Source organism: Micrococcaceae bacterium Sec5.7 (genome assembly GCA_039636785.1).
Taxonomy (GTDB): Bacteria; Actinomycetota; Actinomycetes; order Actinomycetales; family Micrococcaceae; genus Arthrobacter.
In genome coordinates this window covers 3,928,201-3,948,586 of sequence record CP144169.1, presented here as the reverse complement: position 1 = coordinate 3,948,586, position 20,386 = coordinate 3,928,201, and the positions used below count along the sequence as shown (strand labels likewise).

Sequence of the window (20,386 nt, the reverse complement as noted above, 5' to 3'; positions counted from 1 at the left end):
CGCTCAAACTGGCCGTGTTGTGCAACGTTGCGGCACAGTGTTCCGCGCGTGGCTGATGCACGGAGAAGATTTGGCGGTCAAGTACAGGGAAGCGGAAGAATTCAGGGGGTGGATCCAGCAACCATGTACCTCACCTGGAGGTGTATCGCCGTTTCACGTGAAACATTTCTGTCCTAAGTGCGTGCTCTGTCATATCCATTGGGTGTGCGGAGTGTTCTGAACGTTGCGGTTGTCTACAGTGCCCGGTGCCCGGTGCCCGAGTTCATCCCTGAAGGCGTGCGCAATTGCGCCAAGGATCGTTGTATCGAAGGATCGAGTGCGATCTGGTGGCGTTGCCACAACGGTGCCCGAGGGAATGCCCGGTGGATCCGCCGGGGATGGACGGGTGTCGCTGCCCGGCTTAGGAGCTGACAGTCTCCTACGCGACTCTCCGTCCCATACGGGCTGTAGGTGTCTTCCATGCTGGCTACGGAGCGGCAGCAATCGAATTGTCGGCCCGGGTTGCCAGATATTTGTGTTTCACGTGAAACATCGGGGATATCTCCGTTGTATCCCCAGGGTTCCCCGGTCTTCCCCGAAGTCAGCACTGCTGCGCGGCCGCCAGCACCCATGGAGGCGACATGATCCCTTTCGGAACCAGCCGCACACGATGGGTGCCGCCGTGGGACCGTCCTGGACTCTCAGGACCCTAAGCGCGGTCGTGTCACGTGAGAACCGCGTGCAGTTCATTGACGTACCGTAGGCGGCTCCGAGCCGTCACACGCATACCTTGTTCGGCCCGAACGGGAAGACATTAACTGCTCCAGGGCAGGATAGTTCCGTCCACGCCCACATAGCTGGCGCGCACTACAAGCACTTCCGGCCTTGGAACTCGAACCAATCATCACCTCACGAATACGGGGTCTATCAGGACCTTGCAGCGTGTTGAGCTGGCGATGCCATGCCTCCCGCGACGGCTGGGCGGATGTCCGAGCCTGACTCTTGGGCGAGTGGGTCCGTGCCGACACCGGGTGATGACCTGATTGAGATCGCCCGCAAATTGTGTGGGCGAATCGGGGTCTGCGCAGCCCATGAGGCGCGGCGCCGTGGTGGGATGGACAAGTGGTCGTGGCGCTAAGGTTCCTCAGGTTCCTTCGCTTCCCTATTCCTGGGCTTCCATCGAAGTGAGGACGCCGTTTTTTCTGAACCGGTTATGGTCAGATGTGCCATTGCCCGTGGTTGGTACTGCTATCTGGACCGCGTGCTGAGGAATGGGATATTCGGGCACCCAGTCCGCTACGGCCACTTGATAGGGGGCGACATCGGTATCCGCAAGCCTTGCGAGTCCGTGGTTTCGAGATGCCCGTGAACGCGAGTCCCGCGTTTCGTGGCCGGCCGGTTGTCATCAGGCTGTACTAGCGTGGACCCAACTCGCGGCCACTGGCCTGAAATCACCCTGCCGCGTAGGGATCCCCGCCCAGCGACACCAAGCGCGAGCGAGACATGCTAGAGACAGTGCGGACATCCGGCCACGAGACTGATAGTAAGACAGCGGACTGGAGACGCCAACTGTGTTGGCCGCCTGCGGCTCCGCCAGCCGGCTAGCGGCAATGCGACCTGATGGCTTCTCGGCTCACTACTTTTGGACCTCAGGCTGGTCATCCAGTCGTGAGTTTTGCGCGCCGGCTTAGGTGGATATCGCTGTGGATAACTTTGTGGACAGATGCAGAGATCTGACAGGGAAGTCGTTCGCGCACCGCACGAATCAAGCTTCACGATTCGTCAAGTTTTGGTCCGGTACATAGAAACGCCTCTGCGTGTTTCACGTGAAACATAACTCAGCCGTGATCTACCTTGCCATATCCGCCGAAAACCGCGGTAAATCAACTCGCTGGGCCGATCTGATCGTACTTCGAGCTCATGGCTTCGAAGTTCTGCAGACTCGCAATTCTCAGCCGGTGGGTTTGGAAATCCAGCTCTGAAGCTTTCCATACACTCACAGCAACATTGATGGTGTCGTTCCATTGCCGATCTCGCCTGTGGATAACGCTGTGAATAACTATTGGGGAAAACCCCTCCTGGCACGGGAATCAACGGACTCTGGCGCCCCGGCGCCGACCGTCGAAAATGAGTAGCCTGGATCGCGTCGGTGAACGGAGGACGGTGTCCGGTGATGGCATCGGTCATTCGTCCGGTGTCGCCAGACGAAATCTGGTCTTCGATCTCCGGCACCAAATTCCGCCCCCATCAATGCCCGGACTTCCGCGAGCCGTCATTGGGCTTGAACCAGAGCGTTGTCCTCGCTGGATCCCAAAATTCCTCCGCCCGGATTCTGGCTGTTGCGCTCCTTGGGAATCTGTTCAAGTGAGTGCTCGAAGCCTGTCATCGGCTGAAGGGGATTCATCTTAGCGACCTGCCGTCCCCGATGGCGTGCCCTGGCTCGTCATCTCGGGAAAGCCTGGGCTGACCCGGGACCAGGTAGACAGGGGCTCGTGTCCCCGGGGGAAATGGACCGTGATCGATATGACTTGGCCAGAGGCCGTACACCGTCACTGGGACGCCTCGTCCCCCGGCCAGCGCTCTGTGGCGACAGCGAAGTTGAGGCGACAGAAGAACTGACGAGCGTGAGGCCAAACCAGCCCTGACAGAGGCTTGCTCGCCTGATCCCTGCTGGGCTGACTGCGGTGGGTCACACCGCGCCTTGGAGCTGTGCTCGATCTACGAAGCAGCCCCGTGAAGATCACTGCGCTGAATCTGGCCGCGCTGAGTCTGGCTGCTCTGAGTCTGGCTGCTCCGAGTCTGGTTGCGCTGAATCTGGCCGCGCTGAGACTTCGGCTCCTGGAGCGGGCGGTGCATCTGGAGGACTGGATGGTGGGTTGCGGGCCTGGCAATGACCCGCTCGCGATGAGGATGGACCAGGGCCACCTACCCGTACGCGCAACAACAAACAGCAAGTGCAAACAAGCGAGCCGATGCCGCTGTGGCCGTGATGAGCAACCAGTGCACATGCCTGCATTGGGCGGAGCTCCGGTGTCGAGAACGACACTGTATCCATGGCGGATTGCCCAACGTCCGTGATGGCGCGTCCGTGACGCTGCCCGTCGGCGAGTTTCGATCTGGTCTCTCGGGCCCCACGGGCGTGCCGCGTGCGGGGGGCTCCTCGCTGTGTGCCGCACACCTCACGGCGGAACTGAGGTCGGCATAGAGTGGCAGTCCCAGGAGCGCTCCAGGGCGCCTGCGAGCGGTCAGCGTGCCTGGACGCGTAGTCAATCCGTCCGAGGTAAGAGGGCTCAGAGCATCCCTCGGCCCGTCGTCGGAAGGGGAAGATTCAGAGAGGGCAGGCAACGCGGCACTGTCGTTGGTCCTTGCCTGCTTACTGTGCGTACGCGCAGAGGTTCGTGCATCATCCGACACTGCTCTGCTTACATGCCATCGGTGTGGTGTGGACACATTCCAGCCTGTATAGCCTGAAACTCTGCCGGTTTGTTAGCGCTTTCACAACCGACTGCCGGCATCGAGCGTGTGCGCAGCAAGTATGGGTTCCCGGCACTGGCCGGGAGACGCGAGGCCGACGCATCTGTATTGACTGACAAGAAGGAGTTCACGCGAAGGGCAGGAAATTCCTGTCCAAGCGGTGACCCGCGACCCAAGGGGCGACCTGAGACCGTTTTGAACTGCTTTACGTAAAAATTTGCACTGCTTTACGTAAAAAATGGGAGGCCCTGGCACCGCTGGGATGCCATCAAACCAGGGGTCGGCGGGAGATCAAGGCAAATTTCACGCGTGTAATTTCCGCATTGAATGCTGCACGGTGTGGATCTTCGGCCATGTTTCACGTGAAACAGAACCGTCCGATTCGGGAATTGAGGGCCCAGGATCGGTCACCGGCAGCAATGCAACTCCTACGCTCAAACGGATCGATCTGTGGACGGTTTGGGAGTGTTCTAGCGTTGTCCACCATGTTTCACGTGAAACAAGATCTACATCCACGCGTCCATTGGGAACACTGCCACTGCCGGAACCTGGCCGGTTACCACCTGATCAGCGCGGGCTCATGATATCTCCATGTGTCCCCCAGCCACCTGTTCCCAGCCACCTGTCCCCAAGCCACGTGTGGCCATTAACAAACCCGCTCCTTCGCTGACGGGATAGATTCGGTTGCCCTACGAAGCACGCGAATGAACGACGCATGGTCGTGGATGATCGGCCGGGGACAACCGTTCAAGGGTTGTAGATATTGCTAGGCGATATGCGCTGCTGCGGTTGGAGGATCCTGGCGATGGTGGGGAATCTTCGACTACGACTGCACAGTCCTTCTTCCCCGATTCTCCACGGAGATGACGCTGCCAACCACCTTCAATTTGAACCAGAAAGTGCCCAGATTGCGCCAAAGCGCCGGCCGTGGCGTCTTTTTGTCGTTGTCGTGAAACAGAGAAGGAACGGTTTCACGTGAAACCATTGCTCCGGCGGCTCATTTTTCATGATCATCGAGCCATCGAGCCATCGAGCCATCAGGGATCAGAATCATCAGATTACCGACCCGCCGCTTTTCAGAGACGCTGCCGTGCCGGGGGGCGCGACGGTTGTGTTCGGGGCGACATCGGAGTTCCGTGCAGATCCCGCTACGGTTCCACATGGACTCTTAAGTTGTTGCACTCCGATTCGGAAACTGAGCCGTCAGATCAAGAATCGCCACGCAGGAGACTCTGACATTGGAAGTGCGGCGGGCCGGTTCAGGCTCTGGGTTAACGTCGCGATAGCCGATGTTTCACGTGAAACACTCACCGCGGCTGATGCGAAGTTTTGGGGCCACTTGGGCTGGCGTCTGCGAACTTTCCCCCTACCCCAGGTCGGGAGAAATACTTGGAACTGACCGGATAGGAACCACGGAAAAAGCAGACTATTTTCAACCGAAACACATTCACTGCAGTAAGTGTATGAATCGAGGAAACGCGGCGCCGAACAATTGCCCTCGAGACGCAAAAAAGTGGCCACCACTCCGAAAAGTGATGGCCACTGCTGCCCCGCTGGAGATCCGCAGATCAGAAAGTCCGATCTGGAACACCGCATCCGTGGAACAGTACTTCTGGAACAGTGCGTCCCTAGGAAAGTACGTTCGCAAATTCCTTCTCAAAGAACTGCTTCGGCTTGGCGCCAATTACAGTGCTCTTCACCTCGCCACCCTGGAAAAGGTAAACGGCAGGAATGGAGGTGATGCCGTATTCAGCCGCGATGGCGGGGTTGTCGTCAACATTAACCTTGACGACGCTTATCTTGTCGCTGTACTCGACCGAAATCTCATCCAGGATGGGGCCAAGCTTGCGGCAGGGTCCGCACCATTCGGCCCAGAAGTCAACGATTACCGGCTTGTCGGCGGCCAGTACGTCCGTACTGAAACTTGCGTCTGTTACGTCTTTTGCGTTGCTCATAACCTTGTCTCTCTCTTCGAATGGTTGCTACGCGGACTACGCGTGGTGGTCTGCAAGATAGTGCTCTACATCGATGGCGGCAACACAGCCGGAACCGGAAGCGGTGATGGCCTGACGGTAGGTGGGATCTACGACGTCGCCTGCAGCGAACACGCCCGGGACGCTGGTCTTGGAGCTGCGACCCTCGACCGCAATGGTGCCCGCCGCCGTCAGTTCAAGGGTGTCCTTGATGAGCTCGGTACGGGGATCGTTACCGATGGCCACAAAGACGCCCGTAACGGCGAGTTCGGACTCGGTTCCATTTACCAGGTTCTTGATCTTCAGCCCGGTGACCTTGTCCGCACCCATGACATCGTCAACGGCAGTGTTCCACACAAAGTTGATCTTTTCGTGTGCCTGGGCGCGGTCGGCCATGATCTTGGAGGCCTTGAGTGTGTCGCGGCGGTGCACCACTGTGACCGACTTCGCGAACTTGGTGAGGAACAGGGCCTCCTCCATGGCGGAGTCTCCACCACCGATAACGGCGATGTCCTGATCTTTGAAAAAGAAACCGTCGCAGGTTGCACACCAGCTCACACCGTGGCCTGAGAGGCGCTTTTCGTTGGGGAGCCCCAGCTCGCGGTACGCCGAACCAGTGGACAGAATGATGGCCCGGGCCTGGAATGTCTCTCCCGTAGCGATTGTGACGGTCTTGATACCGCCGTCGAGATCCAAAGCCGTGACATCCTCAAACTGGATCTCAGTGCCGAACCTCGCCGCCTGCTTCTCGAAGTTTTCCATGAGGTCGGGCCCCATGATGCCTTCAGGGAAACCGGGGTAGTTCTCGACGTCAGTGGTGTTCATCAGTTCGCCACCGGCCGTGACGGAGCCAGCCAGAAGCAGAGGCTTCAGATTGGCACGTGCCGTATAGACGGCAGCCGTGTAGCCAGCCGGGCCGGAGCCCACGATGATGACATCACGTACTTCAGACGCGCTGTTTTCTGCGTTGCTCACTGAACGGTGAACCTCTTCCTTAGTCGATGCGCCCGCCTTTCAAGGCCGGCCACATGGCACAACTGATTCTTGATGCTGAATATTCCGGGCGCCGTGGATACCGGAGGAGGAACTACGGGGCGGCAGGTGGACATCATCACAAGACGTCCCATCAGATTACCGTCTTGTGGCGCCTGTGACCGTTCCTGTTACCGGTCGTTCCTTTTGCCCTACCCGCCGTGCCTGTTACCGCGCGTGCCCGCTGTTACCGGACCTGACTGGACGAGGCAGTTACTGGATCTTGATTTCAGCAAGCCGCAGACCGTAGCCGAAGCGGGTCTTGGGTGCAGCCAGTTTGGGAAGGGTCTTGATGGAAACAATCACGTATTGCGCCGTGACGGGTTCGGCCAGCGGCATGGTGAGGTCAGTTGAGGTAAAGCTGTTGGTGCCGACCTGCTTGGCGCCATCCAATGACGGTTGGTCATTGGTGAAAACACTGATGCTTCCACCAGAGGCGCCCAGCTGGCTGAGGGCAATTGAGGACACCTTCGAGGGGTTCTTCAGCTTGATTGCCAGGGGAACCCCGTCACCGGCCAGACCGCCCCAGTCCTCGGTGGCAAACTCCATGTCGGACCAGTAGCTCGCAGCGTTGCCGTCGAACGCCTTGGTGAGATCGTCGTCGTAGGTGGCTGCAAAATCAAAATTCCCAAGCCGGCTGACGCCTTCGATCGACGGCGCAGCGGCCGCCGGTGCTGAACTCTGGGCTTGCGAAGGCGTGCCTGTGGTGGGCTGCGAAGGTGGGGTGGAGCCCGTGGAAGGAACAGCCTGGGGCTCAGACTTAAACAGACTGCCCAGATTGGAAACCGCAAATACCAACCCTGCGATCAACACCGCTGCCAGAAGTCCGCCAACCAGCCAGCGCATGGAGCGTGGCTCCTTTTCGGGCTCGTCGTCGTCGTAGTAATCGCTGGCGGCCGGGGCCGCAGTGGACCGTGCGACCGACGGGAAGTTTCCGGCGGGACGGCCTGTTGCGGCGTCAGCGTGCCCGGGGACCGCGACGTACTGGTCCTGCTGATCATCCTCGGAGTAGCCGTAGTCCTCATCAGACCACAACGAAACCTTGGGGGGCTCGGCCCCGGCGTCGCCGTCACTTGCGGGAGCCGCAGACTGGACGTCGCTGGGCTTGGTTTCTCCGCGCCGAAGCAACGCCTGCTCAACATTTTCGCTTTGAACCGGCTGCGGTGCGGTTGACGGCGGAGAAGACCACGGCACTGCGCTCGTGGCTGCGGCGGCAGTGTCGCCAGACAATCCGGCAGCACCTGCACCTGCACCTGCACCTGCACCTGCACCTGCACCTGCTCCGGCAGCTGCAGCGCCTGCGCCAGCGGCAAGCGGAGCGGGGCCTGCCGGCGGGCGGGGCGGCACCACGGGAGCCCTACGGGCTGGCTGGGCGGAAGGTTGTCCGGCATCCGGGCTGGCCGCGCGAGCGGCAGCGGAGGGCTCCCGGATCCCTGACGGGTGCGGCTTCGCCTGGCTTTGATGATTGTCACCGTAGTTGATGTAGCCGGCATCAACTTCTTCGTCGTCGTCGTACGTTTCCGGTTCATGGGAGCGGGCCTGACCGAAGATCTCGCTGCCCAGCGTATCCGTGAAGAACGGCTCCACATAGGGAGGGTTGGAGGCCACCACAAGATCCAGAAGATCCGCCGCGGAGCTGTGGTTGGTGATGAGGTAGGTGGTGGCTTCGCTGACGCCGAGATCCAGAATCTGGACGTTCCCGGGGCGTTCCCCGGTGGCAACTTCACGGGCGCTCTGCGCCACCTGTTCAGTGTTGTCCGGGCCGGCAACCAGAATGCTGACCGGTCGGTTCAGGACCTGGTCAACACCATCCAGCACCAGATCCTGGTCATGTGAGGTCAATACGGTGGCGGTGACCTTGTAGCGGCCACCGAGTACTGATCCAACATCGATCGGGTGGGACACGTGTTCCTCCTAGACTGTCCGGGAATTGCCGGCGTAGATGATGCCATCGCCGGTCAGCAGTCCTCCGGCGAACCGGCCGACCCCTGGCCTGCAACTACCCTTGTTCATTTTCGATCCTAGCCGATGGTGTGCAACGGCCGTGTGAGCCCGGCACTCTGAAACCGGGCCGAAATCACTTTTTCTTCGAGCGACGGAGCCTGAAGTACGGGTTGTGGCCCGCGGTGCCCTGGAAGGTTCTGCGGCCAGGCAACGGAATCTCCTCCCGCACCAGGCTGCCGCGGGCAGTGTTGGCACGGTCCTCGGACGGCAGGTAGCCGCCCTCGGGGCCGGGCGATGTGGACGCGTTGTGGCCCGGGCGGGGTTCCGGTGCCGGTCCGGCACGGAACGATGTGGCGTCGAACTCGCCTGAAATCCTGGGGATCAGGCCGGTGTCCACCGAGACCGTGGCGCGTTCCGGCGTCGGGCGTTCACTCTCCGGTGAGCTGGCGGCGTGACCCGGTGCCTCAGCGGAATCGTCTGCAGCGGCGGGGCCCCGCCCCAGCCGTCCGAGCAGCGGGCGCAACAGATCCCGCAGCTCCGTGACACGGAAAGTCTTCAGGAGGAAGAGGTAAACCGCCAGCATGGCGGGCCCGACGACGGCGACAGTCACCAGGGCGGCCGGCCGGCTGCTCCAGGCGAAGCCATCCGGGTTGTAGCTGCCCAGCATCCACAGGGCCGCCGCGCCGGCCACGGCCGAGCCAAGGGCCGCGTAACCCATCCGGATATAGGAGTTGGCGATGCGGGGGCCGTCAAGGTGCCCCAGCAGGCGGCGCAGGAAGAAGACACTGACCACCACGGACAGGATGTTCCCGGCCGTATATAGGGTGGCGATGGCGAAAATGATCTGCGCGAACGGGAGGAACTGGATGGAGAACGCAGCCACCACGTTGACCAGGGCCAGGACGAGCTGGATGTAGAACGGCGTCCGTGCATCCTCGTTGGCGTAGAACACCCGCGACATCATGAAGTTGGCGCTCATGAAGGGCGTGCTGAGGGCAAGGATCGTCAGTGTCTGGGCCAGCATGACGCCGTCCTGTTTTTCTCCGCCGGAGAAGAACATGCCCAGCGGACCGGCCAATGCGAACAGTGCTAGCGCCCCGAAGACGGTGGCCACCGCCATGGTCCTCAGTCCGTGCGAAAGCGCATTCCGCAGTTCGTTATGGTTCCCGTCCTGGGACGCCCGGGTCATCCGGTTGAACAGCACCGTGGCCAGCGACAGGGCAATGATGGAGTGCGGCAGCAGGTACAGCTGGCTGGCGACTTCCAAGACGGCGTTACCGGGCAGCGTGTCCGCCGCGGGGTCACCGGCGTGTTCCAGGCGGAGGCGTTCGGCGCCCGGGATGGTGGCGATGCGCATGACGTACAGGAACGCGAGCTGCCCGACGGCGGCGGTAGCCAGCGTCCAGACGCTCAGCCTCGCCGCCTGGCCCAGCCCCACGCCGCGCCAGCCGAAGCGCGGCCGGATGCCCAGCCGGAGCCGGAACACCGGGATCAGGAGGATGGCGGTCTGGGCGATGACGCCGATGGTCGAGAACCCGGCCACGAGGAAGGTCTGGAAGGAACCCCAGTTATCGAGCGTGTGGGGGTTGTCGACGTTGGCGCCCATGATGCCGATGAACATGCCGAGCCCGGCGATGGCGACGATGTTGTTCATGATCGGCGCCCACATGGCCGGGCCGAAGGCGCCGTTGGCGTTCAGGACCTGGGTCAGCAGGGCATATAGGCCGTAGAAGAAGATCTGCGGGAGGCACCAGAACGCGAAGGAGACGGCCAGTGACTTCTGCTGCGGCGAGTAGCCCTGCGTGGTCAGTTCAATGACCCACGGTGCCAGCAGGGTCACCAGCAAGGTCAGCGTCAGCAGCACGACGATGGCCAGCGTCAGCAGCCTGCTGATGTAGTCCGCTCCCCTGTCCGGCGCCTTGCTGGCCTTGATGATCTGGGGAACCAGGACGGCGTTGAAGACACCGCCTGCCACCAGCAGGAAGATCAGGTTGGGCAGGTTGTTGGCATTGATGAACGTGTCGTTGACGGTGGAGCCCAGGCCGAGGGCCTGGCCCAGCATCCAAGTCTTGCCGAAGCCCAGGAAACGTGAAACCAGGGTTCCGGCGGCCATGATGGCGCTGGAACGCGTTTCTCCGGGCCGGGCTGCTCCTGAGCCGGCTGAGCCGGCTGGGCCGCTTGGGCCGCTTGGGCCTGGCTTCGCTGACTTTTCAGGAGGAGAGTTGGTTGCTGACATTGACTTCATCGTCTCACCCGGGCGCGGTTAATGGTGTGATCCGCAGGCCATGGAATGAGTTACACGCGTCTCAGAGGTGTTCGGGCAGGACTTCCCTGGCCAGATCCGCGATGCGGCGCTCATTGGGGAAGGACAGCTTCCGGGCCAGCTCGTGGATGGGCACCCAGGCCACGTCCACGGCCTCCTGATCGGGATCGTTCTCGATGGTCAGCTCACCGCCGGTGGCCCTCAGGAGATAGTGGTGCACGGTCTTGTGCACGCGGTGTCCGCTGACCGTAAACCAGTAGTCGATGCTGCCCAGCGGCGCCAGGATGAGGCCGTCAATACCGGTTTCCTCAGCGATTTCGCGGACAGCCGCTTCCTCGTTGTTCTCTTTGCCTTCCGGGTGGCCCTTCGGCAGGCACCACTCCAGACGTCCGCCCCTATTAAGGCGGGCGATAATGGCAACCTTCAGTTCGTCGCTGGATGTGTCCACCACGACGCCGCCGGCGGAGATTTCCTCGACCGTGGGCAGGGACGCCGGAGCCGAATGCTGGGCGGGCGCGACATGGCTACCGATTGCCGACGGCAACGGTGCGTTTGTCCTCCTGCCGGGAGCGCTCGGTACGGGATGGGCCATGAAGTCCACTCTAGCTACTCTTGCCCCGTGGTAATGACCGGAACATGACTGCCGGGTGGACGGCGTGTGACGCACTTTGCCAGGATCACGGCGCAATCGTGCCGGGATCGGGCCGTTTTGGTGTGGTTGGGGAGCATTTTCTGACAAGCTTAAGCAACTATGGCGCACGCACATCACAAGACAGATCTCCACACCGTCGATTTCCAGGTGGACCCGGTGGTCCTGGAGCTCGGGCAGCGCTTTGTTGAGGCCGGCCATGAACTGTCGCTGGTGGGCGGTCCGGTCCGTGACCTGTTCCTGGGACGCACCTCCCCTGACCTGGACTTCACCACTGACGCCACACCGGACCAGACGGTTGCCCTGATCAGAAAGTGGGCGGACAACTACTGGGAGATCGGCCGCGCCTTCGGAACCATCGGCATGCGCAAGTTCGGCTTCCAGATCGAGATCACCACGTACCGCGCCGAGGCCTACGATCCCGAGTCCCGCAAGCCTGTGGTGGCTTTCGGGTCCTCCCTTACGGACGACCTGCTGCGCCGTGACTTCACCATCAACGCCATGGCGCTGCGGCTGCCGTCGCTGGAGCTTGTTGACCCGTTCGGCGGCGTCCGCGATCTGCATGCGTCCGTACTGGCCACCCCGGGTGCTCCGGAATCATCCTTCTCTGACGATCCGCTGCGCATGATGCGTGCCGCCCGGTTCGCGTCCCAGCTGGGCGTTTCCGTCCATGATGACGTGCGGCTTGCCATGACCCGGATGGCCGAGCGGATCACCATTATTTCCTCCGAGCGCGTGCGCGAGGAACTGGTCAAGCTGATCTGTGGCACCCACCCCCGCGCGGGCGTGGACCTGCTGGTGGACACCGGCCTGGCCGAGTTTGTGCTGCCGGAAGTGTCCGCGCTCCGCCTGGAATCGGACGAACACCATCGCCATAAGGACGTTTACCAGCACTCGCTGCAGGTGCTGGAGCAGGCTGTGTCTCTGGAATCTCCGGCGGACGGCCCGGTGCCGGGCCCCGATTTTGTGCTGCGGTTCGCCGCGTTGATGCACGACGTCGGCAAGCCGGCTACGCGCCGTTTTGAACCGGGCGGCGCGGTGAGCTTCCGGCACCACGACATGGTGGGCTCCAAACTGACCGCCAAGCGGATGAAGACACTCCGCTTCGATAACGACACCATCAAGGCAGTTGCCCGCCTGGTGGAACTGCACATGCGCTTCTACGGCTACGGCGAGGCGGGCTGGAGCGATTCGGCTGTCCGCCGCTATGTCACCGACGCCGGCCCCTTGCTGGAACGCCTGCACCGGCTGACACGTTCCGACGTCACCACCCGCAACCAGCGCAAGGCGGAGCGGCTTTCCTTTGCGTACGACGACCTTGAGACCCGGATTGTGGCCCTGCGCGAACAGGAGTCCCTGGAAGCTGTCCGTCCAGACCTGGACGGCGCACAGATCATGGCTCTGCTTGGGCTCAAACCAGGACCGGTTGTTGGGCGTGCCTACAAGTTCCTGCTCGAAGAGCGCATGGAACACGGCCCGCTGGACCCTGCCGTGGCCGAATCCAGGCTGCACGATTGGTGGGGACAACAGCCCGAATCCGCGCCGCCGGTTCCGGAGGCTGCAAAGTCTCCTGCCGACGTCGAACTTTCCCGTACCCAGCCTTCAGCAAATCAGGAGTCCTAAGTGAACGCACCAGTCACGAACGCCCGTCCCCAGCTCTGGATCCTCCGCCACGGTGAAACCGAGTGGTCCAAGAGCGGGCAATACACCGGCCTCACCGATCTCCCGCTGACGGTGGAAGGCGAGCAGCAGTCCGTCGAGGCGCGCAAAGTCCTGGACGGGGTGGACTTTGATCTGGTGCTCACATCGCCGCTGCGCCGGGCCCGCAGGACGGCGGAGCTGGCGGGATTCCCCGACGCCGAACACGAGCCGCTGGCAGTCGAATGGAACTACGGGGACTATGAAGGCATCAGCTCGGACCTCATCCGGAAGGACAACCCTGACTACCTGATCTGGACGCACGGTGTGCCCAACGGGGAAGCCCTGAACGACGTCGCTGCCCGTGCGGACAAGATTGTGGCCCGGGTGCTGGAGTCAGGGCTGGACAACGTGCTGGTGGTGGCCCACGGACATTTCTCCCGGATCCTCACTGCGCGCTGGCTGGAGCTTGCACCAGAAGAGGGCCGCCACTTTGTGCTCGGAACGGCGAAGGTCTGTACTCTCGGGTGGGACAAAAAGACTCCGGCCATTGTCCGCTGGGGCCTATAAAGAAAGCTCTATAAAGTTTCTTTGGAAATCTTTGTGAATTGAGTGGTCAACTCGTTCATTCATAGTGTAATTTTATTTATGACCCCAGAGCGTCTTGCCAGGGTCACGGCGCACGTTGTCCGGCCAGTCAGCTGGTGCAGCGGCAGAACAGAAAAGGAGGTTGGGAAAATGATTACTTTGACTAGCGGATGGAAGATGACCATCACTGCGTCCCCGGCCCCTGTTGCTGTCCCGCGCCCAAAGCACGGACTGACTGTCTCCTAGACTCTTTTGCTCCTGGCCGCTGCTGAATACCGCGGCGCAGGTGGAGCGATAGAAAGTTACTGATCCCCCTTCTGTTGGGAGATCCCTCTCGACAGCAGTCTGTTCAGCGGAACCACGCGGTTGCGCACCACCCCATAGTTCGGAACCCAGCTTCTTGTTGGGGTTGCGGCGCTACTGCTTTCAGGGGCCATCTTTCGCCTTTGCGAAATTCATTTATAAGTACCGGGCATTTCTTTGCCAATTTCAGGCTGTTTTCTCATGAATTCAAATGGCCTTAATTGTCATGCCCAATTCCGTTTCCATTTCAGTACCAATCAAAGGATCCATCGTGACCACTGCAAGTACCGCCGCCCGTTCCGAGCCAGCCAACCCATCAACCAGGCACCGAAGGGAGGTAACCAACATGATCAAGAAGCTGCAGGGACTACTGTTCTCCAGCCCGGAGCCCGGCCGGAATGACCGGCGTGAGTTCAACGGCCGGCTGCTGGACCAGGGCCGTGACGACGTCTACGTCCAGATGCACCAGCAGATGGGCGGCATCCGCTAAGCACTCAGTCCTTCGTTCCAGACTTCCCAGCCGGAAGAACGGAACATGCTCATCCAAGGAGGATCTGATGGCTCACATCGGAACTGTTCCGCAAGGAGCCCACGTGGCGACGCGTGGGCTCCCCCTTTTAACGGCGGATGCGTCGGTTTGTTGCGCATGGCGCGCCCCGACCGGACGGGGGGCTCCCCCAAGAAGTTGCCTCCGCCGTCGTCCTTCACGGAAGGCGTGCAGCGCGCCGGTAAGCTCGAGTGCATGCAGGAGACAAAGCCGCCGGCGCACCGCAGACGAGCGCGTCTGGTCGTTCCGAGCCGGAGCGACCTTCTGCTCAGGAACTTCACCGAGCTGATCGGCGGTCCTATGGGGCACCGCTCGGCCCCAGGCATCGTCTCCCCCGGAGTCTTCACGGTGGAACGCGTCCTGATCATCCTCACGGTGCTGGCCGCCCTTGCCGGAATCCTGGTCAAGGACTACTGCAGGGTCAACGGCTGGGCGACGCCCGGCCAGTTCTACTCCACTTGCTACTCGGACTTCCCGGAGCTCTTCCGGAACCGCGGGCTGGGCGATGGAACCTTCCCGTTCTTCAGCCAGGGCAGCTTCTTCGAATACCCCGTGCTGATGGGCCTCATCGCTGGAGCCACTGCGCTGCTGGTGCCCGGGAAGGGCGTGACCGACGCCCGCATTTTGGGCTACTTCGATGTCAACGCCACCCTCATTGCTGCGGTCTGGATCGTCACGGTGCTCGCCACGGCGCGCATGACCCGCCGCCGGCCCTGGGACGCAGCCATGGTGGCCCTTGCCCCCGGCATCGTACTGGCCGGGGTCATCAATTGGGACATGTGGGCCGTAGGCCTGTTGGCGCTGGGGATGTACTTCTTCGCGCGCGAACGGCCGGTCCCGGCAGGGATCATGATCGGCCTGGGGACCGCAACCAAGCTCTACCCGGTGCTGATCTTCGGGGCGATCCTCCTTCTTGCTCTGCGCACCGGCCGGATCAGGGCCTTTCTGATAACGGCGGGTTGTGCCTTGGCCGCCTGGCTTGCGGTGAACCTGCCCATCGCTGCCATGAACCCGTCCGGCTGGAAGTACTTCTACCAGTTCACGGAGGAGCGCCCCGCCGGTTACAGCTCCCCCTGGTTTGCCTACAATCTGGTGGCCGGACGGCTGGGGCTGAAACCCCTGGAGGCAGAAGCCATCAACACGCTTGCCCTCAATCTGTTGCTGCTGGCCTGCGTTCTGATCGCAGTGGTGGCGCTGACTGCTGCCCGCCGGCCGCGGCTCGCGCAACTGGCCTTTCTGATTGTGGCGGCGTTCATTCTCACCAACAAGGTGTACTCACCGCAGTTTGTCATCTGGCTGATTCCGCTTTTGGCCCTCGCCCGGCCGCGGTGGCGGGACTTCCTGATCTGGCAGGCCGTAGAGGGCCTTCACTGGGCCGCGATCTGGATGTACCTGGGGCAGGTCACTAGCGGCGGGGAATCCCAGCACAACATCGACATGCCCTACTACGTCCTGGCAGTGGCCTCTCATATGCTGGTGACGGCATATTTGATGATGCGTGTTGTCTGGGACATTGGGGATCCCGGCTACGATGTCATCCGCCGCCACGGCATGGACGACCCCCATGGCGGCCCCTTTGACGGGGCACCTGACTGGCTCCGGATTGATCTGTTCCGGCCCGCGGAATCCACGCTGCCCTGGCGGCGGGTCAACAGCGACGCCTGACGCCGCCGTCGCCGGCTCCCCAACGGCGTGGTCGCCGCCCGTCCGGCTGGGAACCGTGGCCAGCACGACGGCGTCGTGGTTCTTTGCGATGTCCGTGAACACGGCGCTGTCAGACGGCCAGGTGCGGTTCTCCAAGCTACGGGAGTCTTGTGCAGGTGATCACCCCAAGGTCCTGACCCAGACGCTTCGCACGCTCGAGCTACGACGACACCCAGGACGCCGGGCTGCGGTTACTCTGACGGGCCACGCTAGCTGGGAAACCAGGCTGACCGGCGGAGACAGCGGGCTGCGCCGGTGACATCCGGCCATCGCGCATGGTGGCCACGGAATCGGTCAGGGGCACAAACTCGGTGTCGTGCGTGACCATTACCGTAGCCACGCTGAATTCGTCCGTCACCTGACGCAGCAGCCGCACAATAGCGCCGCTGCGCTGGTGGTCCAGGGCCGCCGTCGGCTCATCCACGAGCAGCACCGTGGGGCTGCCCATCAGCGCGCGGGCAATGTTGACGCGCTGGCGCTGGCCGCCTGAGAGCTGGTGCGGGCGCTTGTGCAGTGACGGTGAGAGCCCGACGACGTCCAGGAGCTCGGCGGCCCGCTTCCGGGCGGCCTTCACTGGCTTCCCCCGCAAGTGATCGCTGATCACCAGCTGTTCGACGGCGGTGAGGGACGGCAGCAGGTTGGGCTGCTGGAAGATGATGCCGATCTTGTCCCGCCGGAGCGAAGTCAGTTCGGAGTCCTTCAGGCCAGTGGAGTCCTGGCCGTCGATGACCACCAGCCCGGACGTGGGCCGGACAAGGGTGGCCGCGACAGCCAGCATTGAAGATTTACCGGAGCCTGACGGGCCAACCAGGGACAGGTACTCCCCCGCGTTGAGCTTGAGGTTGACGCTGTCCAAGGCTCTAAGAGTGCCGTCGCCGTCCGGGTATTCGAGCGTGACGTTGACCAGGCTGAGAGCGGTGTTCATTGAATATGCCTTTCAGAGAATGTTTTGGAATGGGTCTCGACAGGCTCGACCAGCGGCCTGTTCGAAATCCAGGGAGCTCGGCCCGGCGGGAATCAGTTGCCGCCGAGCGCAATCAGTGGATCCACCCGGCTGATGCTGCGGACGGCGAGGGTGGCGCCTGCCAGGCCCAGAAGCACAATGCCGGCGATGGGCAGGAGCGTGGTGGCGGCCGTGACCAGGAAGGGTGCAGCCTGGGCCGCAAAGTACCCGCCGATTACACCCACGCCGCCACCAAAAGCGGCACCGGCCAGCAGCACAATCGCGGCCTGCACCATGGCGTCCTTGAGGACATATCCCGATGAGCCGCCCATCGCCTTGAGCACGGCGATGTCGCGCGTCCGCTGAACTGTCCAGACGGTCAGAAAGGCCACAATCACCAGGGCTGAGATGCCATAGAGGAACGCCTGCATCAGCATCAGCGAGCCGTTCTCGCTCTTATAGGAACCAAGCGCCTGGAACGAGCCCTCACGGGTGGCGCTGACGGTGCCTGCCGCCGCGTTGGCGGCGTCCACGTCAACGGAGGCTCCGGCGTCGAACGTCACAGCGATCACCGTGCCTTTGGCTTCCTTGCTGGTGATGTGCGCCAGCCGCCGCCAGTCCTCGAGGGATGTCCAAACGACGCCGGTGTGCGAGTACCACTGGTCCGGAACCACGGCAGAAACCATCAGTTCCGTGCCGCCCACGGTGGCCCGGCCGCCGACGGTGAGATCCAGATCCTTGGCCAGTGATTCTCCGATGACTACGGTTCCGCCAGCGACCGGGGCGGGGGCGATGTTGTGGCTGCCCCGGTCCTCGCCGACACCGAAGACGGCAACGTTTGTAGTGGCTGCGGGGGCGCCGCCTGCACCGAGTGCCTGGATGCGCGTCTGATTGACCCCCAGGGCCTGCGCGCTGGCAATGCCGCTGCGTCCGGACCACTCGGCCACCTGTGCGGAGGAAACCTCGGACTCGGTGAACGAGGCCTTGGCATCGCTCCCGGCGGGTGCGCCGAAGGCAATCTCATCGGCGGGCAGCGCGGCAATGGCCGACGTCGACTGGTTGCCCAGGCCGGCGGTGAGGCCGGACAGCATCACCAGCAGGAGGGTGATCAGCGCGACCACTCCGCCCATGAGGGCAAAGCGCCCTTTGGCGAAGCGGATATCGCGGATAGCGAGAAACATGTGGTTCCTTTTCGGTGGGTTCGTGGCCTTAATTCCACTGTGCCGCCGAAGGCGGCGCCGTCCATCGGGAGACCGGTTGATTGGACGCGCGCGGATGGTTGATTGGCTCATCAATCAAAAGGTTGATCGGTCCGGGATTCCGCGGAAACCGGCCGGATTTGTCAGTGCCCGCCAGTAGGGTGGAGTGATGCAGAGCGATGCGGAACCCACGGGTGCGGCCGTGATCCTGCGTGTGCTGCGCGTGAGCCTGCACGTGGGCTTCGCCGTGTTGCTGCTGGTGGCGCTGGTGCGTCTATTGGCCGGCGGCCTGGGGACCTCGGGCTGGCTGCCGCTGGGCCTTGCACTGCTGCTGGCCGCCGTGTATCTCGCGGGAACCGTGCTGGAGAAGCGCCATTCAGCGGACTCGTCACGGTTCGATCCGAGGCACTACGCGGTGTGGTGGCTCGCCGCCGTCAGTGTGCTGTGGCTCCTGCTGATCTGGGCCAGCGCCGACTTTGTATGGCTGGCCTTCCCGCTCTTTTTCCTGCAGCTCCATGTGCTGCCGCGGCGCCAGGCGTTGCCCGTAATTGCCCTCAGTACGGCTCTGGTCATCGCGGCCACGTGGTTCCACAACCAGGGTACGGCCGACGCAGCGCTGCAGCTTCCCACCGTTCTGGGACCTGCATTCGGGGCCGCGTTCGCCGTGGTCACCGGGCTGGCCTACCGCGCCCTCTACCTTGAGGGTGAAAGCCAGCGGCTGGCCGCCGAGGAGCTGCGCCGCACCCGCGCGGAACTTGCCCAAAGCCAGCACGACGCCGGCACTCTCGCCGAGCGCGAACGCCTTGCCCACGAAATCCACGACACCCTGGCACAGGGGTTCTCCAGCATTGTGCTGATGGGGCGGTCTGCGGAGAAAGCACTCGGCGACGGCGACGCCGTCACCGCACGGGACCGGCTCCGGACAGTCCAGGAGACGGCGTCCGCCAATCTCGCTGAGGCCCGGAACTTTGTCAGTGGGCTGAGGCCCCCGGAACTTGAACAGACGACCCTGGTGAACAGCCTTCGCCGGCTCTGCGAAAAGACGGAGACCGAGGCAGCCGCACGCGGTGCCGGACTCCGCTGCCGTTTCGACGTCGAAGGTGCCCCGGTGGAGCTGCCGAACGCCTACCAGACCACTCTGCTCCGGGCCGCCCAGGCGAGCCTCGCGAATGTGTGGGTTCACGCAAAAGCGCGCACCGCCGTCGTGACCCTCTCGTTCATGGGCACCGAAGTGACCATGGATATTTACGACGACGGCGTGGGCTTTGTCCCGGCATCCATTGTGGCTGCGGAGGCTGAATCAGGACTGCCACGGGCTGACGGGTCCGGGTTCGGACTGAAGTCGTTGCGGGAGCGGGTATCTGCGTTGGCCGGGAGCCTGGACATCGAATCAGCCCCCGGGGAAGGGACTGTGGTGGCCATCCGGCTGCCGCTGGACCTTCCCCTGAATGAGGACAAGCAATGACCGAGATCCGTGTCCTGCTGGTAGATGACCACCCGGTGGTCCGGGCGGGCCTCCGGGCCATGTTGAGTGATTTCGACGGAATCACAGTGGTGGCGGAAGCATCCGACGGCAGTGCCGCGCTGACTGAGCTGTCCAAGCTCCGCACATTGGGCGAGCCAGTGGACGTGGTGCTGATGGACCTGCAGATGGGCGCCGGCATGGACGGCGTCACCGCCACCGCCAAGATCAAGGGCGGCGAGGCAGGAATGCCCGCCCCTCCGGTGCTCATCCTGACTACCTATGACACCGACGCCGATATCCTGGCAGCGGTGGAAGCCGGGGCCAGCGGATACATGATCAAGGACGCACCGCCCGAACAGATCCGTCAGGCGGTGCTGTCCGCCGCCGCAGGGCAGACGGCGCTTGCACCGGAGGTCGCGGCCCGGCTGATGGGCAGGATCCGGAACCCGGAACCGGTACTGTCCACGCGGGAAGTCCAGCTGTTGGAATTGCTGGCCACGGGCATGAGCAACCGGGCAATCGCCAAGCAGCTCTTCATTTCCGAAGCCACGGTCAAGACGCACCTGGTGCACATCTACGGAAAGCTCGGCGTGGACAACCGCACCGCAGCGATCTCGGTGGCAACGCAGCGGAGAATCATCCGCCACGGCTGAATCCCCCTGGGGTTTTCTGAGCAATTTCGGTT

At 62.6% G+C, this 20,386-nt stretch carries 13 protein-coding genes; 6 read left to right on the top strand and 7 right to left on the bottom strand.

What is annotated here, in order from left to right:
* Window positions 1-5,081: 5,081 nt before the first annotated feature.
* From trxA to V3C33_18820, 5 genes are all read right to left on the bottom strand, one after another.
* Entirely contained in the window at window positions 5,082-5,408 is a 327-nt protein-coding gene (gene trxA / locus V3C33_18840) for a thioredoxin (GenBank protein XAS67457.1), read from the bottom strand.
* Between the two features lie 36 nt (window positions 5,409-5,444).
* Window positions 5,445-6,401 carry a thioredoxin-disulfide reductase gene (gene trxB / locus V3C33_18835; protein XAS67456.1) on the bottom strand — a complete coding sequence of 319 codons (957 nt, stop codon included), beginning with the start codon at window positions 6,399-6,401 and terminating at the stop codon, window positions 5,445-5,447.
* Window positions 6,402-6,671: 270 nt separating this feature from the next.
* Window positions 6,672-8,363, bottom strand: coding sequence for an ABC transporter substrate-binding protein (locus V3C33_18830; protein ID XAS67455.1), 1,692 nt, complete (start codon window positions 8,361-8,363; stop codon window positions 6,672-6,674).
* 172 nt (window positions 8,364-8,535) lie between these two features.
* Window positions 8,536-10,638: a murein biosynthesis integral membrane protein MurJ gene (gene murJ / locus V3C33_18825; protein ID XAS67454.1), complete on the bottom strand. Its 2,103-nt coding sequence runs from the start codon at window positions 10,636-10,638 to the stop codon at window positions 8,536-8,538.
* Between the two features lie 70 nt (window positions 10,639-10,708).
* On the bottom strand, window positions 10,709-11,257 hold the full coding sequence (locus V3C33_18820) for an NUDIX hydrolase (GenBank protein XAS67453.1): 549 nt from the start codon (window positions 11,255-11,257) through the stop codon (window positions 10,709-10,711).
* A 159-nt stretch (window positions 11,258-11,416) separates the two neighbouring features.
* On the opposite strand from V3C33_18820, the gene V3C33_18815 reads away from it, so the two are divergent.
* From V3C33_18815 to V3C33_18800, 4 genes are all read left to right on the top strand, one after another.
* Window positions 11,417-12,937: a CCA tRNA nucleotidyltransferase gene (locus tag V3C33_18815; protein ID XAS67452.1), complete on the top strand. Its 1,521-nt coding sequence runs from the start codon at window positions 11,417-11,419 to the stop codon at window positions 12,935-12,937.
* Window positions 12,938-13,522, top strand: coding sequence for a histidine phosphatase family protein (locus tag V3C33_18810; GenBank protein ID XAS67451.1), 585 nt, complete (start codon window positions 12,938-12,940; stop codon window positions 13,520-13,522). It begins immediately after the preceding gene.
* 592 nt (window positions 13,523-14,114) lie between these two features.
* Entirely contained in the window at window positions 14,115-14,333 is a 219-nt protein-coding gene (locus tag V3C33_18805) for a hypothetical protein (GenBank protein XAS67450.1), read from the top strand.
* 252 nt (window positions 14,334-14,585) lie between these two features.
* Window positions 14,586-16,055 (top strand): glycosyltransferase 87 family protein, encoded by a 1,470-nt coding sequence (locus V3C33_18800; protein XAS67449.1) that lies wholly within the window; start codon window positions 14,586-14,588, stop codon window positions 16,053-16,055.
* Window positions 16,056-16,254: 199 nt separating this feature from the next.
* On the opposite strand, the gene V3C33_18795 is transcribed toward V3C33_18800, so the two are convergent.
* Both V3C33_18795 and V3C33_18790 read right to left on the bottom strand, forming a co-directional pair.
* Window positions 16,255-17,019, bottom strand: coding sequence for an ABC transporter ATP-binding protein (locus tag V3C33_18795; GenBank protein XAS67448.1), 765 nt, complete (start codon window positions 17,017-17,019; stop codon window positions 16,255-16,257).
* A gap of 92 nt (window positions 17,020-17,111) precedes the next feature.
* Window positions 17,112-18,218, bottom strand: a complete 1,107-nt coding sequence (locus V3C33_18790; protein XAS67447.1) for an ABC transporter permease — start codon at window positions 18,216-18,218, stop codon at window positions 17,112-17,114.
* 187 nt (window positions 18,219-18,405) lie between these two features.
* On the opposite strand from V3C33_18790, the gene V3C33_18785 reads away from it, so the two are divergent.
* Window positions 18,406-19,701 carry a sensor histidine kinase gene (locus V3C33_18785; GenBank protein XAS67446.1) on the top strand — a complete coding sequence of 432 codons (1,296 nt, stop codon included), beginning with the start codon at window positions 18,406-18,408 and terminating at the stop codon, window positions 19,699-19,701.
* A complete protein-coding gene (locus V3C33_18780; protein ID XAS67445.1) occupies window positions 19,698-20,354 on the top strand; it encodes a response regulator transcription factor in 657 nt (218 codons plus the stop codon). The genes V3C33_18785 and V3C33_18780 overlap by 4 nt, the downstream gene beginning before the upstream one ends.
* Window positions 20,355-20,386: the final 32 nt, after the last annotated feature.

Bases quoted from the DNA above. Each gene is read 5' to 3' on its own strand.
- trxA (XAS67457.1), bottom strand. From the start codon at position 5,408: ATGAGCAACGCAAAAGACGTAACAGACGCAAGTTTCAGTACGGACGTA.
- murJ (XAS67454.1), bottom strand. From the start codon at position 10,638: ATGTCAGCAACCAACTCTCCTCCTGAAAAGTCAGCGAAGCCAGGCCCA.
- V3C33_18820 (XAS67453.1), bottom strand. From the start codon at position 11,257: ATGGCCCATCCCGTACCGAGCGCTCCCGGCAGGAGGACAAACGCACCG.
- V3C33_18815 (XAS67452.1), top strand. From the start codon at position 11,417: ATGGCGCACGCACATCACAAGACAGATCTCCACACCGTCGATTTCCAG.
- V3C33_18800 (XAS67449.1), top strand. From the start codon at position 14,586: ATGCAGGAGACAAAGCCGCCGGCGCACCGCAGACGAGCGCGTCTGGTC.
- V3C33_18795 (XAS67448.1), bottom strand. From the start codon at position 17,019: ATGAACACCGCTCTCAGCCTGGTCAACGTCACGCTCGAATACCCGGAC.
- V3C33_18790 (XAS67447.1), bottom strand. From the start codon at position 18,218: ATGTTTCTCGCTATCCGCGATATCCGCTTCGCCAAAGGGCGCTTTGCC.
- V3C33_18785 (XAS67446.1), top strand. From the start codon at position 18,406: ATGCAGAGCGATGCGGAACCCACGGGTGCGGCCGTGATCCTGCGTGTG.
- V3C33_18780 (XAS67445.1), top strand. From the start codon at position 19,698: ATGACCGAGATCCGTGTCCTGCTGGTAGATGACCACCCGGTGGTCCGG.